Here is a 26,187-nt window from a genome sequence, read left to right as displayed (position 1 = left end):
AATATGTCTTTATTTTAAATAAATTTATGCTAAAAAAAACAGCGTAAACCGGAAGGTGTACGCTGTTGTGCTACTGTTTTTTCTAAAAATGGTGCACTAAAGTTTAATCGCGGTTAAATAGATTGATGCCGCTTGTCTCTTGTTAACACCACCTATTTTTAGGGTGTTGTTGGTATATTTATCTTTTCTTTTCTCGGTTTTGTTAACACCACAACATTACCAGCAACAATAATTAATAAGCCAATTACGGTATAAACATTCCAGCTAAAGCCTTCAAAAATTGTTGATATGACGACAGCGACAGCAGGAAACATCACACTGGCGTATGAAGCTTTATGAGCACCGATGTTATTTAGTAGTGTTAAGTAACTTGCAAAGGCGATAATCGAACCGAAAATAGATAAGTAAATGAGTGAGCTGATATAAGGTAAAGTATATGAAAACGTAAACGATTTACCTTGTGCTAATAACAGTATTGTCATAAAAATCGAGCCATACAACATACCCCAAGCATTGGCTTGCATCATCGGTAAGTTCATGAGTTTATTTTTCATTGAAACCATATTGCCGGTTGAAGCAAATAAAGTACCGACAAAGCAAAGTGATAAACCAAGTAACGTTTCTGTGCCTAATTCTGTATCGTTAATTTGTGGCCAAAATAAAACAACAATACCCATTAAACCCAGAAAAGCACCGAGGTAAGTCTGCTGAGTAATTTTAGTTTTGAACCAAATTCGTGCGTTTATGATATTAAAAAACATGATCATTGAAAAAGCGATTGAGGTAAGGGCAGAGTTTATATGTTGCTGTGCGGAATATAAAAAATAGTAATTACAGCCAAATAGCATTAAGCCAAAAAATAAAAACTGTAAGTGCTGCTTTCTATTAAAGGCAAGTGAGAGCTTTTTAAAACGGCAATAGGCAAACAAAAGTATTGCCGCTAAACCAAAACGATAAACAATTGAAGCTTCAGGTGGAACGTCACCCAATTGGTAATTAATGGCGATCCAAGTTGTTCCCCAGATAAGCACGGTGATCACATATAATAGTGTGTTGTTCATTATTCTTTCCTGAAAATTTAGACGATCATTTTTTTACACGGCATTTAACTTAATAACGTTAACATCATTTTTGTTGACGTTTTATTACTTCGTTATTTTACTCAGTTTAGACACATTTATATATTGTGTATTCAATAACAACAGGGCTTTATATTCGATAATTATTTAATCAAATGTTTGTCTAGCTACTAATGATTTCTTACAATGTAAAGTAAAGTCATGGTGTTCTTTTTCACACTGTTTGAATGTTTAACTGAATGACTCTACTGTAGATAGTTTATAGTACACACTGTTGTGTAACAGATACAGAAAATGTAAAATGCAACCTGTACAGTTTGCAATGGTTAGATAAAATGCGTCTTTTAGACAAATCTTCCTCAGAGTTCCTCTATCAGCAAGTTATCGACTTTGTTGAGTTCCAAGAAAAAAGTGGTGCCATAAGAGCTGGAGATAAACTGCCTAGTTTACGAAAGCTCAGTAGACAGTTTGAGATTAGTATTCCAACCGTGAAGCAAGCCTATATTGAATTAGAACGCCAAGGTACTATTTCTGCAAGGCCACAGTCTGGTTATTATTTAAAAGCAAAAAAAGCACGTACTTTAAAGCCGATGCGCGCTATATGGGCAAGTTGCGAGCCTGTTGAAATTTCTTGTCGAAGTTTAATCGAGCAAGTGTACGATGCTGTTCATCTACCGGACTCGGTTGCGTTGGGAATTTCTAATCCGGTTAATGCGCACCCACCAGATAAAGCGTTAGCACGCTTAATGCGAACGGTGTTAAGTAAACATGCTGAGAAAGCGGTGAGCTATGGCCCTGTAAATGGCGATCCAAAATTACGTTTAAACCTTGCTTTTCGTTATCAGGAACAGGGTGTTGCCATTAATCATGACGACATAATTATTACCAGTGGTGCTCAAGAGGCGTTGTCAATTGCCTTACAATGCGTCGCGGAACGCGGTGATATTATCGCGGTAGAATCGCCTTGTTTCTTTGGGTTAATTGAATTAATTGAAAGCCTTGGCATGAAAGCCTTAGAAGTTTACACCTGTACTGAAGAGGGCGTTTGTGTTGACGAACTCGCTAAGGTTATTAAGCAGCATCCCGTTAAAGCGTGTTTGTTTTCTACTGCTATCTCTAACCCTCTTGGCTCTATGATGACCGACCAACAGCGCCAGAACATGGTCAGCTTGTTAGAAGCGCATGATATTCCTCTTATTGAAGATGAAGTTTATAGCGATTTATATTTCAGTGAAAATCGTCCTGTGCCAGCCCAGCTTTATTCGGAAAAAGGCTTAGTACTTACTTGTTCGTCTTTTTCAAAAACAGCGGCGCCTGGTTATCGTGTTGGCTGGCTATTACCGGGGAAATTTGAAGAAGCAGCAAAGCGTATTAAGCGCGCTCAGTCTTGTTCAACCCCAATGTTACAACAATGGACACTAACAGATTATTTGATGAGCGGGGAGTACGATCGCCACTTACAAGTGTTAAGAAAAACCTTACGCTATAACTGTGAACGGATGCGCGCTTTAATCGCCAACCATTTTCCAAATGAAGTATGCATTTCACAACCTCAAGGAGGCAGTGTCCTATGGATCCGTTGTCGTTCTCATGTAGATACTAGTCAATTTTTTAGCCAAGCGATTGCGAAAGGCGTTAGCTTTGCTCCCGGTGAAATATTTTCACCGACCGGGCAATACAAAAACTTTATGCGCATCAGCTATGGTGTAAAATGGTGTGAAAAAATAGATAAAGCTATTGCCGACCTTGGTAAACTTGTTCACGATTATCCGGAAAAATCATGAGTAACTTAAAAATTAGCGAACAAGCAGAGCTGTCCTTAAAGCTACTCTTGCCATTATTAGCAGCAATTATTGCTATTTCTCCTCTGGCAATTGATATGTATTTACCAGCAATGCCTATATTGGCTGAGCAACTGTCTACAGATATGCCAACGGTGCAGAATAGCCTAAGTATTTATTTGTTAGGTTATGCCCTAGGTTTATTGTTTTTTGGCCCTCAAGCGGATAAGCGCAGCAGAAGAAAACTCGTTATGCTTGGTATATCCGGCTTTATTGTCATGAGCATTGCCATCGCTTTTGTGACCAGTATTGAGCAGTTTTTGTCATTCAGGTTTTTGCAGGCATTTATTAGTAGTGCTGCAACGGTCGTTGTGCCCGGTACGATAAAAGAGCGTTATGGCAAAGATACAGCGAAAGGGTTTTCTTACGTATCAATGATCATGATGATTGCACCTATGATAGCGCCCAGTATTGGCTCGGTGTTGTTACTACACAGTTGGGAACTTATATTTTTAAGTTTGGCTGCTTATAGCTTTATTATTTTACTGTTGGTCTATCGCTTTTTACCGGAAGTTAAACGAGAACAGAATTTAGCGGCAGTTAGTTTTATTCAACGCTATAAAACTGTGCTGTCCAACAAAAAATCACAATTAAATATTGTGAGTTCAATGGTTATATCGCTGGCTTTTTTTGCTTATATCACCGCAATCCCTTTTGTTTATCTGACCGTCTTTAAGGTCTCTGAGTTTGAATTCAGTCTGCTTTTTGCGGTTAATGTGGTCGCGTTGATGATGGCACATTTTATTAATACGCGTTTAGTAAGCCGTAAAGGCTCAACAAAAATGCTGGCCTACGGTTTAATGGTTGCTCTATGCTTTTCGTCTTTATTAGTTGTGGTTAACTTTTTACAACTTTCGCTCGTTTATACAGCGATTGCTGTGTTGCCATTAATGGGGAGTTTATCGATGATAGCGGTAAATGCTGATGCACTTATTATGCAAGAATTTACCCGTGAGTCAGGTACAGCAAGCGCTGTAATTGGTACACTACGTTTTGGTATTGGCGCCTTGGCGGGACCCATATTAGCGTATTTTTACGATGGTAGTGCTTTACCGTTTGCATTATTAATGTGGTGTTCGATAATAGTCGTTTTATTATGTCAATTACCGAATATGACAAAAAGTATAGTAATTAAGGATTAACATGAAAAGAGTAGCGATTATTTTATCTGGCTGTGGCGTTTACGACGGCAGCGAAATTCATGAAAGTGTTTTGACATTTCTCGCTATTGAGCAGCAAGGCGCAACTTACCGGTGTTTTGCACCTAATATTAATCAGCATCACGTGATTAATCATTTAACGGGCGTTGTTAGTGAAGATGAAACACGTAATGTTTTAGTCGAGTCTGCACGTATTGCTCGTGGTGATATTGAAGATATTACCGAGCTCTATCAAGACGAATTTGATGCATTAATTTTTCCAGGTGGATTTGGTGCAGCAAAAAATTTATGTGACTTTGCCCTTGATGCAGAAAATTATCAAATCAATGCTGAAGTGCTTGCTGTGGCACAATGTTTTATTAAAGCAGATAAACCCCTCGGTTTTATGTGTATTGCACCCGCAATGATCCCCCTTATTTATGGTGAAGATACGCAAGGGACCATTGGTAAAGATCGTGATATTGCAGAATCATTAATGAATCGTGGTTTAGCGCACGTTGATTGCGAAGTGGGTGATATTATTGTTGATGGAAAACACAAACTTGTCTCAACACCGGCCTATATGCTGGCCACGTCGCTTGTTGAAGCGGCCAGTGGCATTAATAAACTGGTGAAAAAAGTGATTGCCTTGAGCTAAGGTTGTTCAGCGTTTACTGCTTGCTCTTTAGCGTGTAATTCAGCTTGCTGTAAACGCCACTTTTCGTGTTCGCTATAATAATGGTCCCATACACAAGGGCAACAAGCGCCACCACCGCAACAATCATCATCGGCAGGGACTGAAGGTTTTTTAAGTAATTCACTCATAAGAAATGTCGCTTACAAAATCGATTAATATTAATTCGACTCGCTTTTTTGAACCTGTTTTTCTTTTAAGGCAACTTGTTGCAGGCGCCATGCTTTGCGTTTCGCATAAAAATTATCCCAAACACATGGTGTACAAGCGCTGTCGCAACATTCACCATCGGCAGGTGGTAAAGGTTTTTCAAGTAATTCAGTCATATTTTAAAATTCAGTGAGTAAGATATAGGTTGTTCATTGTCAGCCATGATACCACGACATCGCTTATTTGGATGTCGGGACTTCACTTTTGTTATCAGGTTAAGATCTGAACGCTCATCCCTGACATAAAAAAGCCCTGCGATGCAGGGCTTATCATTAAATCTACTGAAAGTTATTCAGATTCAGCTAATTTTTTCTCTAAATAATGGATGTTTGCACCGCCATTAACAAAACCTTTATCATTTAAAATATCTTGATGTAAGGCAATGTTGGTTTTAATACCGTCAATCACTAATTCGGCTAAGGCATTACGCATACGTGCGATTGCCACATCTCTGTTATCACCCCAAGTAATCAATTTCCCAATCATAGAGTCATAATTTGGTGGAACTGAGTACTCAGCGTAAATATGAGAATCCCAACGTACACCTAAACCCCCAGGAGGATGGAAACGAGTGATTTTTCCCGGTGAAGGAACAAAAGTACGTGGGTCTTCAGCATTAATACGACATTCTATTGAATGACCAGCGATTTTAATATCATCTTGGGTATAAGATAACGGTTGACCAGCAGCAACACGTAATTGCTCTTTAATCAAATCTACACCGGTGATCATTTCAGTGACTGGATGCTCAACTTGAATACGGGTATTCATTTCAATGAAGTAGAATTCACCGTTTTCGTATAAAAATTCAAAAGTACCAGCGCCACGATAATTAATATCAAGACAAGCTTTACAACAACGCTCACCAATTTTAGCACGCATTTCAGGGGTGATTCCCGGTGCTGGAGCTTCTTCAACAACTTTCTGATGACGACGTTGCATTGAACAATCGCGCTCGCCTAAGTGAATTGCGCCACCTTGACCATCAGCCATTATTTGAATTTCAACATGACGAGGGTTTTCAAGGAATTTTTCCATATAAACCATGTCATTTTTGAAAATAGTACCTGCTTCTCTTTTCGTTAAAGCAATCGATTCTACTAAGTCTTCTTCGCTGCGCACAACACGCATACCACGACCGCCACCACCACCGGCAGCTTTAACGATAATCGGGTAACCGATACGTTTAGCATGGGCTTTATTTGCGGCTTCATTGTCATTAAGTGGGCCATCTGAACCCGGAACACAAGGAACACCGGCTATCTTCATCGCTTTAATTGCCGCAACTTTATCACCCATAATACGGATGCTCTCTGCTTTTGGACCGATAAAGGCAAAGCCTGATTTTTCAACCTGTTCAGCAAAATCAGCATTTTCTGCTAAAAAACCATAACCAGGGTGAATAGCTACCGCATTTGTTACTTCTGCTGCCGTTATGATGGCAGGAATATTAAGGTAACTGTCAGGTGCTGGTGCTTTACCAATGCAGATAGTTTCATCAGCTAATAAAACGTGTTTTAAGTTTCTGTCAGCCGTAGAGTGTACTGCAACAGTTTTTATACCTAATTCTTTACATGCACGTAATATTCTTAGTGCAATTTCGCCTCGATTGGCGATAACAACTTTATCTAACATGGAATGACCCTTTTGTTTTGATATATATAGGATTATTCAATGATGAATAGCGGCTGGTCAAATTCTATAGCGTCTTCGTTACTCGCTAGAATTTCTTTAATAACCCCCGATTTGTCAGCTTCAATTTGGTTCATCATTTTCATTGCCTCGAGAATACATAAAGTATCACCCGCATTTACATGTTTACCCACTTCTACAAAAGAGGGCGAATCAGGAGAGGCTGAAGCGTAGAAGGTACCTACCATTGGAGAGCGCACTACATGACCTGAAATAACAGCAGGTGCAGGTGGCGTATCATTGCTAACTGGAACAGCAACTGGAGCAGGAGCTGAATGCATCATTGGCGCGGCTTGTACTAAGGTACCACCACGGCAAATACGTACTGACTCTTCACCTTCAGAGATTTCTAACTCGTTAATACCTGATTCTTCTACTAATTCAATTAATTTTTTTATTTTACGAATATCCATTTGAATACCTTTTTATCAATGTGTAATGTTTATTGTCAATAGAACCACTGAATATCAGCCATTCTCTGTTGTTTATGCGTTAACTTTTATGTTGAGTTAACCATGCATACGCAGACCCTAATGCATATTTATAGCCATCTGCGCCTAAACCACAAATAACACCTATAGCTTTGTCTGATAGATACGAATGATGTCTAAATGACTCTCTGGCATGGACATTTGAAAGGTGAACTTCAATAAATGGAATGTCTACACAAAGAAGAGCGTCACGTATCGCTATACTCGTATGGGTGAATGCGGCTGGGTTGATCACAATAAAGTCAATTTCATTATGAGCATTATGTATTTTTTCTATAAGCAGGTGTTCGGCATTTGATTGCAAATGGCTTAACTCAATTCCCAGTGGTAAAGCTTGTAACGTTAAATTATCAATAATATGGGTTAATGATTGCGCACCATAAATTTCAGGCTCACGTTTTCCTAACATATTTAAGTTAGGGCCATTTATCACTAAAACTTTAAACTTTGTGGTCATGTTCTGAGAAAAACCTATTAAATAGCAAATTAACAAATATCATCACATAAAAACTACAGTGATGGAATAGATAATAACAAAATCGAACATTTCTGCTGTTAGGCGATTATTATAGTGTTTTCGCAGAATATAGCAGCAAAATACTGGTCTGATCACTTAGAGGACATTTTTTATTGATAAGCCAACAATAAAGTTTTGTATTTTAGTAAAAATTTACTACACTATAACTGTCTATATTTATTAGTTAATTCATTGGCTTAGAGTTTTTATATAAAAAGTAACAGGAAGTATGCTGTTATGTATTAAGTCACTTATTATAAATAGTTACTACTGTGTACTTGGCTAGGTAAAAAACTATCCGCTTCCATTAACAAGGATTTAGTTATCAACCAAATTATCTATAGGTTAATGGTGCTTGTCATGCTTTTTGGCAGTCCTACAATCTCTGCTGTTGAAGTTATTACCAATAACAGCGCTGATATTGCGTCAATAAAAACAACTCAGCTGCGCCGTATATATTCTATGCGTCAAGTCAAATGGGCAAACGGTGTTCCAATTACCATTTTTGTTTTATCGAGCACAACTAAAATTCACCAACAATTTTGTAAAGAAACCCTGCGTTTATTCCCTTATCAACTTGACCGTATTTGGAACAAGTTAACTTTCTCAGGTATGGGCATTGCACCCACCATTGTTTCGAGTGAACAAGAATTAATACAGGCTGTTAAGTCAACAACAGGTGCTATTGGTTATATTGAAAATATTAATGAGGTAAGTGATGTCAATCGGCTTGAAATTGATGAATAAAGTGAATTATAAATTAATATGTTTATTAGTATTACTGACATTCAATGTCATTGCTGAAGATGACCATTCAGCGGAGCCTTTAAAAATACATGGTTTTGTTGCTCAAGGTGTTATCGATGTTGATGGCAGTAATTTTGTAAATGACGATGGTGAACTTTCGCTAAAGTTAACTGAAATTGGACTTAACACCTCTTATCAATTGTCTGATGACTTTCGCTTTGCTGCACAAGCTGTCTATTTAAATGGTGGTAATCGCTACAACGAAGGTTTGCGTGTTGATTATTTTTTAGTAGATTGGAACGCCTATAGTTCAGAGCAGTTACAGGTTAATTTTTTTGTAGGGCGCTTTAAAAACGCTCACTGGCTTCATTCAAGTACGCGTGATATTCCTTTTGAACGACCTTCAATTATTTTACCACAAGGCCTTTATTTTGACGGTTTTCGTGACATCGCCGTTGGAGGTGATGGCGCCGCATTAAAGGTAGCCTATAGCAATGATGAATATGGTGAATTCGATTTTAATTTTAGTCGTGGTAAAAGTCCTATTAAAAGCAAGGATGCAGAAGTTATGCTTAGTGAATTTTCTCAGGGTAATATCAAACATGAGCTTGATACACAAGCAAGTGTTTATTGGCGGCCAGGATTTTCACAATGGAAGTTTGGTTTAACTTTATTAGATTCAGAGTTTAACTATAAAAGTGCAACTTTTGATTTTTTTGTTGATGGTCGATTTCGATTTCAAAACTATACTATAAATGCTGTTTTTGAAGGGGAGCAATGGAGATTTACTTCAGAGATTTTGCAAACAAGGTTTTTAACGGAAGGCTTTTATGCTCAACCATTTAATCAAGACAGTATGGGTCAAGGGGGCTACTTTCAAGCTCGCTACAAAGCTGATCAACAACTCACACTGATTGGTCGCTACGAAAAATTTTATACAGATAAAGATGATAAAAGAGGTAATAAGTTACAAGAACAAAGTGCTGGATTAGTGCCGAGCTATTTTGGTTATCAAGATGACGCCATGATAGGATTTTCATACAACTTTTCTGATAACTTTAGAGTTAATGCTGAATACCACTGGGTAAAAGGCACTGCTCGACTTAACCCTATTGTTTTACCCAATCCTCAAGCAAACAGTGAACACTGGAAAATGTGGGCTGTACAATTAATGTATTGGTTTTAAATGATGAAAAAAATATTTATTAGTGTTCCTATTAAATTATTAGTGTTAGTCATTGGTGCTTTAATACTATTGAGCGCTATTTTTTCTTATCAGTCTTTATCAAGATTAAATCAAGAATTTACACAATATCAAAGTGACACCTTAAGAAAAGGGCATGCACAATTTACCGTACAAAATAACGTTTTGCGGCAGCAACGACGTATATGGCTGGAATCTTTTTCAGACATTGTCCGTTTAAAAGAGCAACAAAATTTTGATGTGTTAACCCAAGAATTTTATGCACAATTTGATACGTTACAAATGAATCAAAATGTTGAAAATGTTTGGTTAGTTTCTGACAATAATGAACAACTATATCTGTCTAATCCGATCCCTAGGTTTGTTCAGGCGAGTATCGAAAATGTACTCGAACTTCAACAACCGGAACATTCATTATTTTGCCAAGCGCAATGCGTGCAGTTAATAACCGTACCGGTATTAAATGGCAAAGGTGATATGGCCGTTGTCGCGATGACAGTTTCACTTGTTGATATGATTTTTGATATTAATCAAGCGCTTGAAAATGAGTTGGCAATTGTCAGCTTTTCTCGTGTTGATAACCTTTTATCAGCAACAGATAGTGCGGTGACGCTTAAACTTGCAGACGCTCAGTTTATCACCTCTACAAATACCTTACTTGTGAGCGAATTGTTTGTTGCTAACCAGAAAAATTTTAACAGCGAAACCATTAAAACCCAAGGGATAGAAGCCTCTGTAGATGATAACAGTTATCTTATTAATTTAATTCCAATCGCTAATGTTAATGAACGATACTACTACCTTGCTCTTATTGATGATGTCACCGCCTTTACTCGAAAATTTCAACATAATCGCCAGCAATTTTTGATTTTTACGCTCGTTATTCTTATTGCATTAGCTATTGTTGTCCACTTTGTTGCGAGTCCCTTTACACGCCGTTTACTGGTGTTATCAGATGTTCTACCTTTACTGGCAAAAAAAGAATTTGATCGATTTCGTCAAACAGACCTTCAAAGAAATGGTAAATATATTGATGAACTAGATATTTTGGCAAATGCGGCCACCGAGTTAAGTTTTGAACTTGAACAATTAAACATTGAAGTTGATCAAAAAACGAAGGAACTCGAAAATATTGCCATGTATGATTTATTAACGGGGTTACCTAACCGTAATATGTTGAACTACCAACTTCGTAAAGCGTTTCTCAATGTATCACGCAGTGATGGACAAATTGCCGTTTTATTTTTAGATCTCGATGACTTCAAAAAAGTAAATGATAGCCATGGTCATACCGATGGCGACAAGTTGTTAATTCAAGCGGCTAATCGTTTGCGCTCGAGTATTAGGGAAGTTGATATGGCTTGTCGTTTTGGTGGCGACGAGTTTGTTGTCGTTCTTGGGCATATAGACCATGAAAATGACGCAGTGCTTGTTGCAGAAGAAATTTTAGAGGCGTTTAAAGCACCGATAAAAATACAAAATAGCCTTTTTTATGTGAGTACAAGCATTGGAATCGCTTTTGCTCCTGAAGAAATGACTAAGTCAGAAGATCTCATTAGCTATGCAGATATTGCTATGTACGAAGCTAAAGATGACGGTGGCGCCAAATATCATATTTACCATGAGGAAATGTATAAAAAAGTTGCGCTTCGGGTGATGATGGAAAGTGAAGTCAGACAGGCATTAGCCAAAAATCAATTTAGTTTAAGTTTACAACCTCAGTTAGATGCAAAAACAAAAAAACTATACGGCTTTGAAGCGTTACTTCGTTGGCAGCATCCTGAGCGAGGTATGGTTTCGCCAGAAGATTTTATTCCTCTTCTTGAAAATTCTCAGCATATGGTTGAACTGGGTTATTGGGTGATCAGGCGTTGTTTTGAGCTCTGCCAAACATTTATCGATAAGGGCTTAACAGATGTTCGTATTGCGATAAACTTGTCGGCAGGGCAATTTGCCGATCCTCATCTAACCCCTTATTTAATCGATTTACTTGCTGAGTTTTCGCTCGAAGCAAGTCACTTCGAGCTAGAGCTGACCGAGCAAACTTTAGTAAAAAATATTGATAGTGCAATTGAAATGATGAATGGCTTGAGGGATGTCGGTTTTAGCTTCGCTATTGATGATTTTGGCACCGGTTATTCGTCCTTAGCTTATTTGAAAAAAATGCCAGTCGACGTTATTAAAATAGATAAAAGCTTTGTTTTTGGCATGTTAGAAAATCGAGCTGATTATCAAATTATTATGTCAACCATTGCTATGGTGAAAAACTTAGGGTTGCAGGTCATCGCAGAAGGTGTTGAAACGAGTGCCCAGTTACGCAGTTTAACGGAAAACGACTGTGATATTATTCAAGGTTACTACTTTTCTAAACCTATTCCTGAAATACAACTGATGGAATTTATTGACACAAAAATTGTCAACGGTTATTGGAAAGTATCAGCACTTTAACCCGCAGAGCTGTGCGAGTTAAAGTGTGCTTGTTTATTGAAGGCGAGGGGTTAGAGAATTTTCTGTAAGTGTTCAGTAAATTCTTCAGCGCCCATAAAGCCCGTTACCCTCTGCTGAGTTAACTCTTTACCTTGTTGATTAAAAAATAAAATAGAAGGTAAACCTAAGACTTGGTACTTTTTAGCGAACGCCGCATTATTAACAGAATCAAACTCAGTCATATCAACTTGCAGTAACAGGGTATTGTTGAGCACTTCCTGTACTGAAGGTGCATTGAACGTATATTCTTCAAATTCTTTACAAGCGATGCACCAGTCAGCATATAAATCTACCATCACGGTTTTTCCTTGTTTATTCGCTTGCTCTACTTCCGTTAATAATTCAGTCAGTGTTACTACCTTCGTAAAGTGTTTTTGTAACACTTGTTGATTGATTGCGGCAACTTGTTGGCTAGGATTGATTAATTGATAAGCTTGATTAGCGCCAAAAAATATCATTACAAATATCACAATGCTTCTAACACCAAACCAAAAATTATTTTTTGTCTGTTGATTAACCGTATAAAAATAACCTGCGCTTGATAAGACTAATATTGCCCACATGGTTTGTGTCACAACTTCTGGTAAAAATCTTTCCATTAAAAAGATAGGTACAGCTAATAGTAATAAACCAAAAACATTCTTAATTACGGTCATCCAAGTTCCTGCTTTTGGTAGTAACTTACCACCAGAACTTCCTAAGACAAGTAACGGAATACCCATACCTAAACTTAACGCGTATAACGCTGAAGCACCTAGCCAAATATCACCAGACTGCGATATATATAATAAAGCACCTGTTAAAGGAGCTGTAGTGCAAGGTGATGCCACTAAGCCAGAAATTGCGCCCATAACAACAACACCAAAATATGAACCTCCTTTTTGGCTGTTACTGATGTTATTTAATTTATTTTGCCAGCTACTTGGTAGTGCAAGGTTAAAAATGCCAAACATAGAGAGTGCTAAAAATATAAATAAAACACTTAGCACAATTAATACAGCAGGGTGCTGAAACATTGCTTGAAATTGTGCGCCAGCTAATGCAACTACAATACCTAATAATGTGTACGTTATTGCCATACCTTGCACATAAGCAAACGATAAACGAAAGGCTTTTGCTGTAGAAAGTTTGTCGCCTTGACCAACAATAATACCGGTCAAAATAGGGTACATAGGAAAGACACAAGGGGTAAAGGAGAGCAGTAAACCACCTACAAAGAAAGCTAATAGCGTTAGCCAAATATTATCACTTTTTAACATATCAGCTAGTTGATGCTGCTCGCTAGCACTTTCAACAGTTAACGATGTTGTTTCAGCTTCATTATTAGCCGAGATAGCCGCTAAAACATTGTTAGCATCACTGGCCTTTTGATGACTAAATTTTGATAACTCGACCACTTTACTTTTTGGTGGAAAGCATAAGCCTTTTGCTGCACAACCTTGATAACGTATTTTTATACTGGCGTCATTTTCAACATTAACCAGCTTAATCGTAAAGTTAAGTTGCTCAGTAAATATTTGTTGAACACCAAAAAACTCATCTTCATGGTCTTCACCTTTAGGCAGTTCAAAGGGGGTTATCTCTGCGTTTTCAATGCTGAACTTAAACTGATGACGATATAAATAATAGCCTTCAGCTATTGTAAAGGTGACCTCTAGTTGATCCTCTTTTTGATGGAAATTAAATTCAAAGGCTTCCTCAACACTAAGGAACTCATCATCGTTACTAAATAAAGACGAAGATGAAGTGTCAAAAATTGATTCCTGAGCTTGAGTATGCGGTAATTGTAAAAAGATACTGGTTAAGACCAACCAAAAAAGTAAGACAATTTTTTTCATAACAACTATTTTAAAGACTCATTGATCCAGTTTAAATAACTATTGTCGCCTTGCTGGATGTTCATGGCGATAATTTCAGGGGTATCATAACGATGTAAGCGTTTTATTTCATTAGCTACCTCGTTAAATTTGTCGCTTTGTGTTTTTATGATTAACTGTATTTCTTTGTCACATTCAATCGCATCTTGCCAGCGATAAATAGAGATAACGTTAGGAACAATATTGACACAAGCGGCAAGCCTTTCTTTTATTAAGTGTTGTGCAATAAGTTTTGCATTGTTTATATCAGGGCAAGTACACATTATTACTTGAAACATTAACTAACTTTCCTTAACAAAAGCTTAAGTGCTTTTAATTTAAATGAGTAACTCGTCATTATTCGAAATCCTTTGTTATTACCTGATGCTTGAAAAAGACCTGCTCAACCCCATATATGTTTCATCTTATATCCATTTTTTTAATGAAGAGATTTTAAATGTTTCGATTTTTATTTATCCTTTTTATTGCCGTGCCTATTATCGAAATTATGGTGCTGATTAATGTTGGCGCTTGGCTTGGTGCATGGCCAACGATTGCTATTGTTATTATTACCGCATGGTTGGGCGCAAAAAATGTTAAGCAGCAGGGGATTGCCACCTTAAACTCAGTACAAACCAAAATGGCACAAGGCGACATGCCGTCAGATGAAATCGTTGCCGGATTACTGTTACTGGTTGCTGGCATACTTTTGGTGACCCCAGGGTTTGTTACTGACATTTTTGGATTATCACTGCTGATCCCTAGTGTGAGAAGTATGTTGATCAAGTCAGTGCAGTCACATTTAGTCATGAATCAAAGCGCGGCTGGTTTTACTTATCAAAGTTCAGTGCATACTCAGCAAGAACAGCCAGTTACGTCTGATCCATTTGAACAGGGTTTAGGCACTAAGAAGCCGATTGAACACCACCAAGGTGAAACGCTTGAAGGTGAGTATGAGCGCAAAGAATAAAAAATGTTTTAACGGGGCTTGTGAAGTATTAAATTAGCCCCATCTTTAATTGCAACAAAGTTTTATAACCTTTTATTTTAAATTTATTGAGAGCGAACAAACTCTCAGGAGAAAATTAATGAGCATTCGTCCATTACATGACCGCGTAATAATTAAACGTAAAGAAATAGAATCAAAATCAGCAGGTGGTATTGTTTTAACAGGAAGTGCTGCAGAAAAATCAACGCGCGGTGAAGTTATTGCTGTGGGTAACGGTCGCATTTTAGAAAATGGCGAAGTACGTGCTTTAGACGTAAAAGTAGGTGACCAAGTTATTTTTAGTGAAGGTTACGGCGTTAAAACTGAAAAAATTGATGGCGAAGAAGTTTTGATCCTTTCTGAATCAGACATTCTAGCGATTGTTGAGTCATAGTAACGCTACTGACTTTATATAAACTGTAGGAATTCGTTAGGCTAAGCCTCAACTTACAGTGCATAAATTATTGTAGTCGAACGATGTTCGACAAACTAACAAAATATAGGAAGAAACAACATGGCTGCAAAAGACGTATTATTTGGTAATGACGCACGAGCAAAAATGCTACGTGGTGTAAATGTTTTAGCTGACGCGGTAAAAGTAACATTAGGCCCTAAAGGTCGTAATGTTGTATTAGACAAATCTTTTGGTGGTCCAATTATCACCAAAGATGGTGTTACTGTTGCAAAAGAAATTGAATTAGAAGACAAATTTGAAAACATGGGCGCACAGATGGTGAAAGAAGTTGCTTCTAAAGCCAATGATGAAGCCGGTGACGGAACAACTACTGCAACTGTTTTAGCGCAAGCTATCGTTAACGAAGGTTTGAAATCGATCGCTGCGGGTATGAACCCAATGGATTTAAAACGTGGTATTGACCAAGCTGTTATTGCTGCTGTTGAAGCGTTAAAAGGTTTGTCACAAGAATGTAGTGATAACAAAGCGATTGAACAAGTAGGTACTATCTCTGCTAACTCTGACGAAACAGTGGGTAAAATTATTGCAACAGCGATGGAAAAAGTCGGTACTGAAGGCGTAATTACTGTTGAAGAAGGTCAGGCATTAACTGACGAATTAGACGTTGTTGAAGGTATGCAATTTGACCGTGGCTATTTATCTCCTTACTTTATTAATAACCAAGAAAGTGGCACTGTTGAATTAGAAAGCCCGTTCATTTTATTAGTAGACAAAAAAGTAGGCAGCATTCGCGAATTACTTTCTACTTTAGAAGGTGTTGCAAAAGCAGGTAAGCCATTATTAATTATTGCTGAAGATGTTGAGGGCGAAGCCTTAGCAACATTAGTCGTAAACAACATGCGCGGTATCGTTAAAGTAGCCGCGGTTAAAGCACCTGGTTTTGGTGACCGTCGTAAAGCAATGTTACAAGATATTGCGACATTAACGGGTGGTACGGTTATTTCTGAAGAAATCGGTATGGAGCTTGAAAAAGCAACATTAGAAGATTTAGGTCAAGCTAAGCGTGTTGTTATCACCAAAGATAATACAACGATTATTGACGGTATTGGTAACGAAGCTGATATTCAAGGTCGCGTAATGCAAATTCGTGGTCAAATCGAAGACTCATCTTCTGACTACGACAAAGAAAAATTACAAGAACGCTTAGCTAAATTAGCTGGCGGTGTTGCGGTTATTAAAATTGGCGCAGCAACAGAGATTGAAATGAAAGAGAAAAAAGCCCGTGTTGAAGATGCATTGCATGCAACTCGCGCTGCGGTAGAAGAAGGTGTTGTTGCTGGTGGTGGTGTTGCTTTAGTTCGCGCTGCTGACCTTATTAAAGACCTTGAAGGTGCTAACGAAGATCAAACACATGGTATTAACGTTGCGATTCGTGCAATGGAAGCGCCATTACGTCAAATCGTTGCTAACTGTGGTGATGAAGCTTCAGTCGTATTAAACGAAGTGCGTAACGGCACAGGTAACTTCGGTTACAATGCTGGCAACTCTACTTACGGTGATATGCTAGAAATGGGCATTCTTGACCCAACTAAAGTAACACGTAGTGCATTACAATTTGCTGCTTCTGTAGCCGGTTTAATGTTAACAACTGAAGCTATGATCACTGATTCACCAGTTAAAGATGCCGGCGCATCTGCAATGCCTGATATGGGCGGTATGGGTGGAATGGGCGGCATGATGTAAATGCGTAGCATTGCATAAGCTTGCGATGTGACACTTTTAAAGCCTGCAGGTTTTATAATCTGCGGGCTTTTTTGATGATTTTTCATTGCTAATGATTTGTTTAATTCCACCTTGACTAGTTCATCTTTAACTACCCATCCCTGAATACTTTACGCCAGCAAGTAGTGCCATTTCCCTGTGCCAAGTAGCTAAGTCATGGCTATTGAATTTTTCAAAAGAATCGTGGCCACATGCCCTTGCCATGACTGACATTAGTTCGGTGGAGGCTTCGAAAAAGTTTTTCAGCTGAACTGCGGATTTTTCAACATTTAAGCGCTGGCGCAAATCTTTTTTCTGCGTAGCAATACCCGCAGGACAATTATTGGTATTACATATTCTTGCGGCTACACAGCCTATAGCCTGCATAGCACTGTTTGATACGGCGACACCATCTGCACCTAAAGCTAACGCTTTAACAAAGTCGATAGGAACTCTTAAACCACCAGTAATAATTAGCGTGACTCGTCCACTCGCGTCTTGTTCGTCTAAATACTTTCTAGCACGAGCAAGGGCTGGAATTGTTGGTACACTAATGTGATCCCTAAACATTTCAGGTGCAGCACCTGTACCGCCACCTCTGCCATCCAAAATAATGTAATCAGCACTGGCATCTAATGCGAATTGAATATCTTCTTCGATATGATTGGCACTGAGTTTAAATCCAATGGGAATACCGCCGGTGACTTCACGCACACGGTTGGCAAAATTTTTAAAGTCTGCGGCCGTATGTAAATCTTTAAACGTTGGTGGAGAAATGGCGGGGGTACCTTCCTCAATACCGCGCACTTCGGCAATTTTACCTGTATTTTTGTTACCGGGTAAATGACCACCTGTTCCCGTTTTTGCACCTTGTCCGCCTTTAAAATGAAATGCCTGAACATTTTTGAGTGTAGACTCATCATAGCCAAATCCTGCACTTGCCAGCTCGTAAAAATATTTTGAGTTCGCTGCCTGCTCTTCAGGTAACATTCCACCTTCTCCTGAGCAAATACCTGTTCCTGCGAGTTCCGCCCCGGTTGCCAGAGCAATTTTAGCTTCTTCAGAGAGTGCGCCAAAACTCATGTCCGATACAAACAATGGGATATCGAGTTTAAGTGGTCTTTTAGCCATAGGACCGATGACTAACTCGGTATTCACAGGCACATTTTCCATCAATGGTTTGTTGGCCATTTGTGCTACCATTATTTGTAGGTCATCCCAGTGTGGCAGTTGATAACGTGGTACCCCCATTGATGTCATAGGACCATGATGTCCCATCTTAGATAAACCTTCTCGAGCCAGTTGATGAATCAATTCAACAGTTGGCTCTTCCTTCGTTACGCTAGCTGTCGGCATACTACTTACGTTGCTCGTTTGAATTTGAACACCGGGCCCCTCTTTGCCCACTTGCTCTTTATCAAACTTTTTATGACTACCATCACAAAAAGGGCTATTACCCGTATGTTTACATTGGCATAAATAGGCATCTCCGCTTTCTTGGGCGGTAAAAGGTTTGGGTGTAAAGTCAGTTCCCGCATGAGAGCCGTCGCAAAAAGGTTGGTTATTTGATTGGCCACAGCTACAAAAGTAATATTCTTCCCCTTTATTAAGGCTCACTTTTTTGGGCACTATCGCTGCAATTATAGGGTTAGTCATTGTTGTTTCCTTTTCTAGTTGTTGTCTATATCTACTTAATTTTAGCTTTGCTTATCAAAGGTTATTTTCTTTAACGTTCGGTCTTTTTTAACAAAATGATGATATAGCGCTGCCATTGCATGCCCAAGTATTAATAGCCACACAAGCTACGAGTCTCAGTGACAACGCTATTTTGTTTATCCGGTTTAAGCATATTCATAGTTAACGCTCAGTATTAATAACGTATTTATTATCGACCTTTACTATGCCTCTAAGTATTTTAATAAGAAAAAGCGGGCTTTAATCCAATGGGCACAATACCGTGTGGATTGCGTAATGGGCTGGCCGAGTTATAGCCTTTACGATACACATCAAGTTCAATGGTTTTGCCAACATTGGGTAAGTTAACTACATCCTGAAGGTATCGAGATAAATGAGGGTAATCCCTTAACGCTCGCAAATTACATTTGAACGCAGTGAAATACCCAACATCAAAACGTACCAGGGTGGGTAATAAACGCCAATCAGCTTCGGTAATATTGTCACCTAAAAGGTATTTGTTAGTCGATAAACGCTGCTCAAGTTTATCAAGGGCGGTAAAGACTTTGACAACAGACTCATCATAAGCACCTTGTGTTCTGGCAAAACCTGTTTGATAAACCCCATTATTAATATTTTGATAAATGTAGTCATTAAGCTCATCAATTTCCTGGGCTAATGCGTCTGGATAAAAGTCCTGAGCGTCACCAGTAATTTCATCAAAAACACGATTAAACATGCGAATGATTTCCGATGATTCCGTACTAACAATCTTATTCTGCTGTTTATCCCAAAGCACCGGTACGGTCACACGACCACTATAATCAGGGACAGCTTTTACGTACAATTCATGTAGGGCCGATAATCCCAGCAGGGTATCTGTAAAGCGAGGGTTAGCACTTGTATCATCACTAGTAAATACCCAACCATTTTCGGTGCGTAACGGCTTAACCAGTGAAAGCGAAATAACGTTTTCAAGTTGCTTAACACTTCGATAAATTAAAGTGCGATGCGCCCACGGACAGTTAAGTGCAGCAAAAAGGTGATAACGATCGGCCTCTGCCTTGAAACCACTTTCTCCTGAAATTCCGGCACTGCCATCAGCGGTGATCCAGTTTCGACATTTTGCCGTGCCTCGTTGAAATCGACCCTTGGCAGTTTTATATTGCTGTTGCTCAAACGCCAGCAGCTGTTCGTCATTTAACCACTTACCATCAACTAATTGACCCATGATTTACGCTCTGTATGTTTTTTTTCGGCAGAAAAATGCTCACGACCATGCGCTGTATTAAAGTCAATTAATGGCCCTGAAGGTATGATGCGCGTAGGATTAATCGTTTCATGGCTTGCGTAGTAATGCGCTTTGATATAATCCATTGCCACAGTGTCAGCAATGCCCGGTACTTGGTACAAATCTCGTAGATAACCCCAAACATTTGGGTAATCAACAATACGGCGTAAATTACATTTAAAATGACCCACATAAACCGCATCAAAACGCACTAATGTCGTAAATAGTCGCCAATCGGCTTCAGTGATAGTATTTCCGGTTAAGTAACGATGGTTTTCTAGACGTGCTTCTAAGGTATCAAGGGCATCAAAGACCTCAACCACCGCTTCGTTATACGCTTCTTGAGTGGTAGCAAAGCCAGCGCGATAAACACCGTTATTAATGGTTGGATAAATGAAGTCATTTAATTCGTCGATTTCAGCTAATAATGCTGGCGGTGAAAAATCTCCAGGTAATGCGCCCACTTCATCAAATGCTGAATTAAACATGCGAATAATTTCAGGAGACTCATTACTGACAATAGTATTGGTTTTCTTATCCCATAAAATGGGAACCGTTACACGACCCGTATAATCCGCTTGAGCCGCCGTATAGATTTCATGGACGTTCAAGGCATTATGAATTGGATCAGCTACTACGCCTTCACCGGGTGCGAATGTCCAACCTTCATCGCCCATAAAAGCATTCACTACCGACATTGAAATCATGCCTTCCAAGCCTTTAAGTTTGCGATAGATAATGGTGCGATGTGCCCAAGGGCAGGCTAATGATACATATAGATGGTAGCGGCTGGGCTCAGCTTTAAAACCGCTAATACCTGATGGGCCAGCACTGCCATCTTTTGTTATCCAGTTACGAAAACTGGGGGCTTTGCGCTCAAAGCGGCCACCGGTTGATTTTGTGTCGTACCATTCATTTTGCCACTTGCCTTCAACTAAAAGTCCCATTGTCTACTCCTAAAATTCTTCGAATATAAAATTAGCTATATCAAGGGCAATAGAAATTACCACCCTTCGTAGTTCATCAATTAAGCAGACTTTTTGTTAGCACGATTATCAAGTGAATAATCACCTGCACCATGAACAAATAACGTTAAGAAACCACCTGCAATAGCGATATTTTTCATGAAGTTAGTCATCTCTGCTTGATTGCTAAAATCGGCATGAAAAAGTATTGCAGACAACACAGTGAAACCAGCTAATGCAAGGGCGACATATTTTGTTTTCCAACCTAAAATAATCGCTAAGCCGCCAAGTGCCTCAGTTAAAATAACCAGTGGTAGTAAAAAGCCTGGAACGCCCATTGCCTCCATGTAACCTTGAGTGCCTGCATACTGTGATATCTTTGTTAGTCCTGACATAAAGAACATGATGGCTAAGAAAAAACGACCTGTTGGTGCTGCAAAAGTTTGTAATGTATTCATGATAAATCTCCAAATTTAGTTTACTAAAGTTTTTTTATTGCGGCCGTTTTAGGTCTTGCTCAAAACGACTTGTTGTGTTGATGAGGTAATCTTATTAGTAAACTAAAAGTGGATAAACATAAGATAAAAGAAATCATTGTTTCCATTTTGAGAATAATATTTTGGTGCGGTGGTAAACATATTTTTGACTAAGACTTATCTTAATAAGGCTTGTCACCAAATTTTTCAATTAGGAAGTCGATCAAACTACGTACTTTAAGCGGTAAATGCCTATTGGGTGGGTAAACGGCATAAGCATGTATGGTTTGCAGTTGATACTGTTTTAACACAGGGACTAAAGTTTGCGTTGCCAGCGACTACCAGACGATAAAGTTGGGTAAGTAACTGGTCCCGTGATTGGATTCAGCTAAAGATTTAAGAAAGTCTCCATTATTAGCGATAAAATGCGGCTCAAGATACACAACTTGTTCTTTACCGTCCTGAGTTAAGGATATAAGGCCATTTTGATTGGGGCTGCCATATTTAAGTATTTTATGTCGCCTGAGATCTTCAGGGCTCTTTGGCTCGCCATGTAATTTTAAATATTTGGGGCTAGCACATAATACATATTTAATAGGGCTACTTTTCTGGCCTGCATGGAAAAATTATCTAATTGACCAATACGAAATGCCAAGTCTACGCCCTGCTCAATAATATCTATTTTTTGATCAGAAAAATTAATCTTCAATTTTAAATCAGCATGCTCTTTCAGAAAAAGATCAAGTGCCGGAGCCAAGTGACTAAGCCCAAATGATAAAGGTACGGCAATATTTAGCGTTTCTTGTAATGCTCTTGTTCTTTTATAAGTTTGGCTATTTAACTCTTCAACGTCATCAAGAATTAATTTACTGCGTTGATAATAATGTTGGCCAGCTTAGGTAATACTAGCCATGCGGGTGGTGCGATTTATTAACTTGATACCAAGTTTGTGTTCTAGTGAGGCTAAACGTGTGCTCACCGCTGATTTAGCAATATTCATTTGCTCAGCAGCTTTGTAATGACGCCCGTTTCAACAATACGCAGAAAAATATGTATATCTTCAAGCTGTCCCATATTACCTCCAAGGCGTTTACGAAATTAGTGTTTCCTTTTAGTTAACTATATTCCCAGTTAACTAGTGTTTATTCCTTATATGCTAATAATTATCAGCTTTTCATCAAGTTCTAAGCATTAACTTGCGATTAAAAACAGGTTTATTAAAATAAGCATGAGTATTAATATGTTTCAAACCATTCAAAAAAACCATCAGAGCGCTTATTCCTATTGTGAGAGCGCAAAATACAGACTAACTTGAACATACATACTTTACATAAAATATCCTTAGTATCACTTTCTCTATTCATCGAACTATGAAATCATCTATATGCATTGCATAGGGTTGCATGATTCAAAGGGGATAAAGTGGGGTGCCATTTTCAATGTTCTATAGCCTAATGGACGGCATGATGTAAAGTAAGGTCTAAACTCTAAATCTATACAGCTCTAATCATTTAGATGAAAGCCCGAATAGCGATATTCTGTTTTTTTCAACCCTATCTAGTTTTCTGGTAAAAGCATATATTGTCAAATGATCATTCTCTAAAGAAGGAGAAAATGAAAAGTATAAACTACCCAGGTGCTCACTGTGGGCTTGGTTTATAAACGTTTATGCTACGTTATTGATTTCGAAAAGGGATCTTCTATTTTTATCAACTAATCAAGTTTTCCTTTTACAAAAAACCATACATATCGGCATTATCCATATTGCAGGTGGATGTATAATTATGTTGCCTGAGTAATTAATATAGGGAGGGGGATTATTCATACTTATGTCCTTAATATAACTTTATGATATCAAATGAAAAAATATCAAGTTGATACGTCATAAACTCTAAAGGTTATATTTTGTAAAAACAAATTTTTTGGTAGAGATAAATATCATCCATGTGGATCCTTACTGACTCTTAACTTTTTGGAAAATATAAATAAGATCTATACTATATTTTTTCTGTTATTAGTTAATATTTCTGCTAGATGTAGACCTACAATCAGTAACAACTAGGCTTTTTTATAGTCGTATTAAGTATCAAGATTCAGAAAATTATATTTATGGGTAATGATAAAATATTTATGAAATAGGTCTTTGATAATATATTAAAAATAAAAACATTATAATTTTTCATGTTATTCATAAGAAAGAGCGTAATGTAAGAGCCTATACCGTTGAATAGAGGTATTGTTCATTGAAATTAATCTATTGCATGCTTATAGTTAATGCTAAGGTTTTTTGTGGACTTCAATATAATATGCAGGTGTTTCCTTCACGCTTTTCTTTAACGTTTGTAGCTCCTTTCTTTCTATTATCTTTTTTCTCTTCTGCCCAGATGCAGGACGTACTAGTTGTAAATGAACAGAGCGAATCGGCGTCAAACGTAGTTTTAGTATTATCAGAACCATCAAATATAATCCCAAAGCCACATCCGATGTTGGAAGTCATCGTGGTAACGGCACATAAACGCACTGAAAATATTCAAAGGGTGCCGGTTTCAATATCGGCTTTTGATAGCCAATCATTGTCGAGCTTGGGTATTCTCTTGCCATCAGACATTGCTCAACAAACGCCAAATCTACAGGTATCACAACCTTATGGAGATGCGCAGCCTATTTTCACATTACGTGGCATTAGTATGACGGATTTTAATACCAATCAATCTAGCCCTGTTGGTATTTATGTTGATGAGTCACCAGTTGAGGCATCTTTTATGCAAGCTTCACAGTTGTTTGATATTGAGCGTGCCGAAGTTTTACGTGGTCCTCAAGGAACGTTATATGGTAGAAACACGACCGCTGGCGCTATCAATTTTACGAGTAGAGTCCCTGAATTTGAGCGAAATGCACGCTGGTATTTATCCTACGGCAATAATAATAACCTTCGCGTTTCAGGCGCAGGTGAAACCGTATTTCTTGATGATACTTTGGGACTAAGAACCGCTTTTACCTACAGCGACAGTGATGGGTTTTATGAAAATAACTATGAAGGCGCTGAAGATTTGCGAGAAATTAACAATTGGGCGCTTCGAACCTCGTTACGTTATAAAACAGAGTCGATTGATGCAATATTACGTTTACAGTCGGGTAAAACGCTTGGTAATACGGCGGGTATTATTGCTAAAGGGCGAGGCCCAAATGGTTATGATGTGGCGGGCTTTTTTAGTGGTGGCGTAATAGAACAACGTATTGAACAGAACTATGATGACTTTGAAGGCTCTGAAGATAAAGTGGGTACCTATAACACAGAAACAGATAGTCTTAATTTAACCGTAAAAGGTGCATTGACAAAAGATATTGATTATACCTCCGTGACAGCATGGTCGAAGGGTAAAGCGTTAAATGAAAACGGCGATGGTTCACCTGTCTCAATTCTTGAAATAGATTGGAGTAGTAAGATTGAACAGTGGTCACAAGATCTACGTTTAACGACCAATTTTGAGGGCGATCTTAATGCTATTGTTGGTGTGTTTGTTAGTCACGATAAAATGAAAATTCAAAATGACCTGAGCTTTTTGTTATTCACTGAGTCTTTAGGAGTGCCTTTTGATCCTTCTCTAGCGACCAGTGGTTTTACAGTGGGTCAACGCTATCAACAACAGCGTGATTCTCAGGCTATTTATACGCATTTAACCTACGACATTAATGAGTTTTTAGAAGGTTTTTTGGGCGTGCGTTATACCAAGGATAAAGGAAGACTTTCTAATGTACATTCATGGGTGGGCGATTATGATGCTAATCACGCCTATGACTTAATTGTAGATCAGCCATCTAAGCGTTACAACGATGACAAAGTAAGCGGTAGTATGGGGTTGAAATATCAATTATCCGATGAGTTTATGCTTTATGGTAGTTATAGTCAGGGGTATCGCAGTAGTGCTTTCAATGGTGGTGCAACCTTCAGCACAACTGAATTGACAATAGCTGAGCCTGAAACGGTAGAGGCTTACGAAATTGGGATAAAGTCTCGTTGGTGGGATAACCGCTTACAGTTTAATGGTGCGCTATTTCACAATAATTATAAGAATCAACAACTGGTTAATATTGTTGGTGCTGTACGATTTCTGGAAAATGCAGGTAGCTCGTACATTGATGGTGCAGAATTAGAGTTTCGTGCGCTACTGTCCGAAGACTTATCAATTAATATAGGTCTTGGTTTACTCGATACAGAGTATGATGAACTTAGCTTAACAAACCCGGCTACAAGTTTACCCGTTGACCTTTCTGGTAACCAATTACCTTCGGCGCCCAGTGTAAATATGAACATTTCTGTGGATTACATTGCGGCTAGGGGGAGCTGGGGAGAGGTATCAATACACTTTAATAGTCAATATGTGAGTAAACAGTGGTTCTCTGCTTACAATGATGACTATGGGTATGAGGGCATTAAAGCAGACGGTTATATGCAGTCAAATGCTAGGTTTACTTGGTCGTCTGCAAATGAAAGTTATGATGTATCACTGTGGATTAAAAATATTGAAGAAAACAATGAGCCCGTTTATGCCATTAATGCACAGCAAACGTTTATGTTTGATTATTATATTATGCCAATGCCTCGGCATTTTGGTCTTGATGTAAATTGGCGATTTTAAAAACCTCTGCTATTTAACTA

At 38.4% G+C, this 26,187-nt stretch carries 23 protein-coding genes and 1 pseudogene; 10 read left to right on the top strand and 14 right to left on the bottom strand.

Annotated elements, in window-relative coordinates; all coding sequences use genetic code 11:
• Window positions 1–158 precede the first annotated feature (158 nt).
• Window positions 159–1,061: a DMT family transporter gene (locus H4J52_RS12640; protein ID WP_182177357.1), complete on the bottom strand. Its 903-nt coding sequence runs from the start codon at window positions 1,059–1,061 to the stop codon at window positions 159–161.
• A gap of 353 nt (window positions 1,062–1,414) precedes the next feature.
• On the opposite strand from H4J52_RS12640, the gene H4J52_RS12635 reads away from it, so the two are divergent.
• The 3 genes from H4J52_RS12635 to elbB are packed head-to-tail and all read left to right on the top strand — an operon-like array spanning window position 1,415 to window position 4,717.
• Window positions 1,415–2,863 (top strand): PLP-dependent aminotransferase family protein, encoded by a 1,449-nt coding sequence (locus H4J52_RS12635; RefSeq protein ID WP_182177355.1) that lies wholly within the window; start codon window positions 1,415–1,417, stop codon window positions 2,861–2,863.
• Entirely contained in the window at window positions 2,860–4,062 is a 1,203-nt protein-coding gene (locus H4J52_RS12630) for a multidrug effflux MFS transporter (RefSeq protein ID WP_182177353.1), read from the top strand. The genes H4J52_RS12635 and H4J52_RS12630 overlap by 4 nt, the downstream gene beginning before the upstream one ends.
• A gap of 1 nt (window position 4,063) precedes the next feature.
• Window positions 4,064–4,717 carry an isoprenoid biosynthesis glyoxalase ElbB gene (gene elbB, locus H4J52_RS12625; RefSeq protein ID WP_182177351.1) on the top strand — a complete coding sequence of 218 codons (654 nt, stop codon included), beginning with the start codon at window positions 4,064–4,066 and terminating at the stop codon, window positions 4,715–4,717.
• Here elbB and H4J52_RS12620 read toward each other — a convergent pair.
• From H4J52_RS12620 to aroQ, 5 genes are all read right to left on the bottom strand, one after another.
• The gene (locus H4J52_RS12620; RefSeq protein ID WP_182177349.1) at window positions 4,714–4,884 is read right to left on the bottom strand and encodes an oxidoreductase-like domain-containing protein; all 171 of its coding nucleotides are present in this window, start codon (window positions 4,882–4,884) and stop codon (window positions 4,714–4,716) included. The two genes, elbB and H4J52_RS12620, sit on opposite strands and share 4 nt — an antisense overlap.
• Window positions 4,885–4,914: 30 nt before the next feature.
• Window positions 4,915–5,079: an oxidoreductase-like domain-containing protein gene (locus H4J52_RS12615; RefSeq protein ID WP_182177347.1), complete on the bottom strand. Its 165-nt coding sequence runs from the start codon at window positions 5,077–5,079 to the stop codon at window positions 4,915–4,917.
• 172 nt (window positions 5,080–5,251) lie between these two features.
• Window positions 5,252–6,598, bottom strand: coding sequence for an acetyl-CoA carboxylase biotin carboxylase subunit (accC, locus tag H4J52_RS12610; RefSeq protein WP_182177345.1), 1,347 nt, complete (start codon window positions 6,596–6,598; stop codon window positions 5,252–5,254).
• A gap of 32 nt (window positions 6,599–6,630) precedes the next feature.
• Window positions 6,631–7,068, bottom strand: coding sequence for an acetyl-CoA carboxylase biotin carboxyl carrier protein (gene accB, locus H4J52_RS12605; RefSeq protein WP_182224821.1), 438 nt, complete (start codon window positions 7,066–7,068; stop codon window positions 6,631–6,633).
• 79 nt (window positions 7,069–7,147) lie between these two features.
• Entirely contained in the window at window positions 7,148–7,603 is a 456-nt protein-coding gene (gene aroQ / locus H4J52_RS12600) for a type II 3-dehydroquinate dehydratase (protein ID WP_182177341.1), read from the bottom strand.
• 420 nt (window positions 7,604–8,023) lie between these two features.
• Here aroQ and H4J52_RS12595 point away from each other — a divergent pair, with 420 nt between their 5' ends.
• Genes H4J52_RS12595 through H4J52_RS12585 form a run of 3 tightly spaced genes read left to right on the top strand, consistent with a single transcriptional unit; the run spans window position 8,024 to window position 12,062 of the window.
• Window positions 8,024–8,410, top strand: a complete 387-nt coding sequence (locus H4J52_RS12595; RefSeq protein WP_182177339.1) for a hypothetical protein — start codon at window positions 8,024–8,026, stop codon at window positions 8,408–8,410.
• A 1-nt stretch (window position 8,411) separates the two neighbouring features.
• Entirely contained in the window at window positions 8,412–9,596 is a 1,185-nt protein-coding gene (locus H4J52_RS12590; RefSeq protein WP_182177337.1) for a hypothetical protein, read from the top strand.
• A complete protein-coding gene (locus tag H4J52_RS12585; protein ID WP_182177335.1) occupies window positions 9,597–12,062 on the top strand; it encodes a bifunctional diguanylate cyclase/phosphodiesterase in 2,466 nt (821 codons plus the stop codon).
• 50 nt (window positions 12,063–12,112) lie between these two features.
• Here H4J52_RS12585 and H4J52_RS12580 read toward each other — a convergent pair whose 3' ends face one another.
• A complete protein-coding gene (locus H4J52_RS12580) occupies window positions 12,113–13,939 on the bottom strand; it encodes a protein-disulfide reductase DsbD (RefSeq protein WP_182224820.1) in 1,827 nt (608 codons plus the stop codon).
• A gap of 5 nt (window positions 13,940–13,944) precedes the next feature.
• The gene (cutA, locus tag H4J52_RS12575; protein ID WP_182224818.1) at window positions 13,945–14,256 is read right to left on the bottom strand and encodes a divalent-cation tolerance protein CutA; all 312 of its coding nucleotides are present in this window, start codon (window positions 14,254–14,256) and stop codon (window positions 13,945–13,947) included.
• Window positions 14,257–14,414: 158 nt separating this feature from the next.
• Here cutA and H4J52_RS12570 point away from each other — a divergent pair, with 158 nt between their 5' ends.
• The 3 genes from H4J52_RS12570 to groL all read left to right on the top strand — a co-directional run bounded on the left by H4J52_RS12570 (window position 14,415) and on the right by groL (window position 17,103).
• Window positions 14,415–14,927 (top strand): FxsA family protein, encoded by a 513-nt coding sequence (locus H4J52_RS12570; RefSeq protein ID WP_182177329.1) that lies wholly within the window; start codon window positions 14,415–14,417, stop codon window positions 14,925–14,927.
• A gap of 118 nt (window positions 14,928–15,045) precedes the next feature.
• Entirely contained in the window at window positions 15,046–15,339 is a 294-nt protein-coding gene (locus H4J52_RS12565) for a co-chaperone GroES (RefSeq protein WP_182177327.1), read from the top strand.
• Between the two features lie 120 nt (window positions 15,340–15,459).
• The gene (gene groL / locus H4J52_RS12560; protein ID WP_182177325.1) at window positions 15,460–17,103 is read left to right on the top strand and encodes a chaperonin GroEL; all 1,644 of its coding nucleotides are present in this window, start codon (window positions 15,460–15,462) and stop codon (window positions 17,101–17,103) included.
• 126 nt (window positions 17,104–17,229) lie between these two features.
• Here the strand turns inward: groL and H4J52_RS12555 are convergent, their stop codons facing one another.
• From H4J52_RS12555 to H4J52_RS20035, 6 genes and pseudogenes are all read right to left on the bottom strand, one after another.
• Window positions 17,230–18,777, bottom strand: coding sequence for a glutamate synthase-related protein (locus tag H4J52_RS12555; protein ID WP_182224816.1), 1,548 nt, complete (start codon window positions 18,775–18,777; stop codon window positions 17,230–17,232).
• A 259-nt stretch (window positions 18,778–19,036) separates the two neighbouring features.
• Window positions 19,037–20,026 (bottom strand): glutathione S-transferase family protein, encoded by a 990-nt coding sequence (locus H4J52_RS12550; RefSeq protein WP_182177319.1) that lies wholly within the window; start codon window positions 20,024–20,026, stop codon window positions 19,037–19,039.
• Window positions 20,014–21,033 carry a glutathione S-transferase family protein gene (locus H4J52_RS12545; protein WP_182177317.1) on the bottom strand — a complete coding sequence of 340 codons (1,020 nt, stop codon included), beginning with the start codon at window positions 21,031–21,033 and terminating at the stop codon, window positions 20,014–20,016. The genes H4J52_RS12550 and H4J52_RS12545 overlap by 13 nt, the downstream gene beginning before the upstream one ends.
• A gap of 80 nt (window positions 21,034–21,113) precedes the next feature.
• On the bottom strand, window positions 21,114–21,509 hold the full coding sequence (locus H4J52_RS12540; RefSeq protein ID WP_182177315.1) for a DoxX family protein: 396 nt from the start codon (window positions 21,507–21,509) through the stop codon (window positions 21,114–21,116).
• Window positions 21,510–21,865: 356 nt separating this feature from the next.
• A pseudogene (locus tag H4J52_RS20040) lies at window positions 21,866–22,284 on the bottom strand (substrate binding domain-containing protein).
• A 138-nt stretch (window positions 22,285–22,422) separates the two neighbouring features.
• On the bottom strand, window positions 22,423–22,527 hold the full coding sequence (locus H4J52_RS20035; protein WP_259367855.1) for a LysR family transcriptional regulator: 105 nt from the start codon (window positions 22,525–22,527) through the stop codon (window positions 22,423–22,425).
• 1,483 nt (window positions 22,528–24,010) lie between these two features.
• On the opposite strand from H4J52_RS20035, the gene H4J52_RS12530 reads away from it, so the two are divergent.
• Window positions 24,011–26,167: a TonB-dependent receptor gene (locus tag H4J52_RS12530; RefSeq protein WP_220461092.1), complete on the top strand. Its 2,157-nt coding sequence runs from the start codon at window positions 24,011–24,013 to the stop codon at window positions 26,165–26,167.
• The last annotated feature ends 20 nt before the right edge of the window (window positions 26,168–26,187 follow it).

It is taken from the genome of Colwellia sp. MB02u-14, from assembly GCF_014076915.1.
Classification (GTDB): domain Bacteria; phylum Pseudomonadota; class Gammaproteobacteria; order Enterobacterales; family Alteromonadaceae; genus Colwellia_A.
Note: the sequence above shows the minus strand (reverse complement) of the source record. Positions and strands in the feature narration are given on the sequence as shown.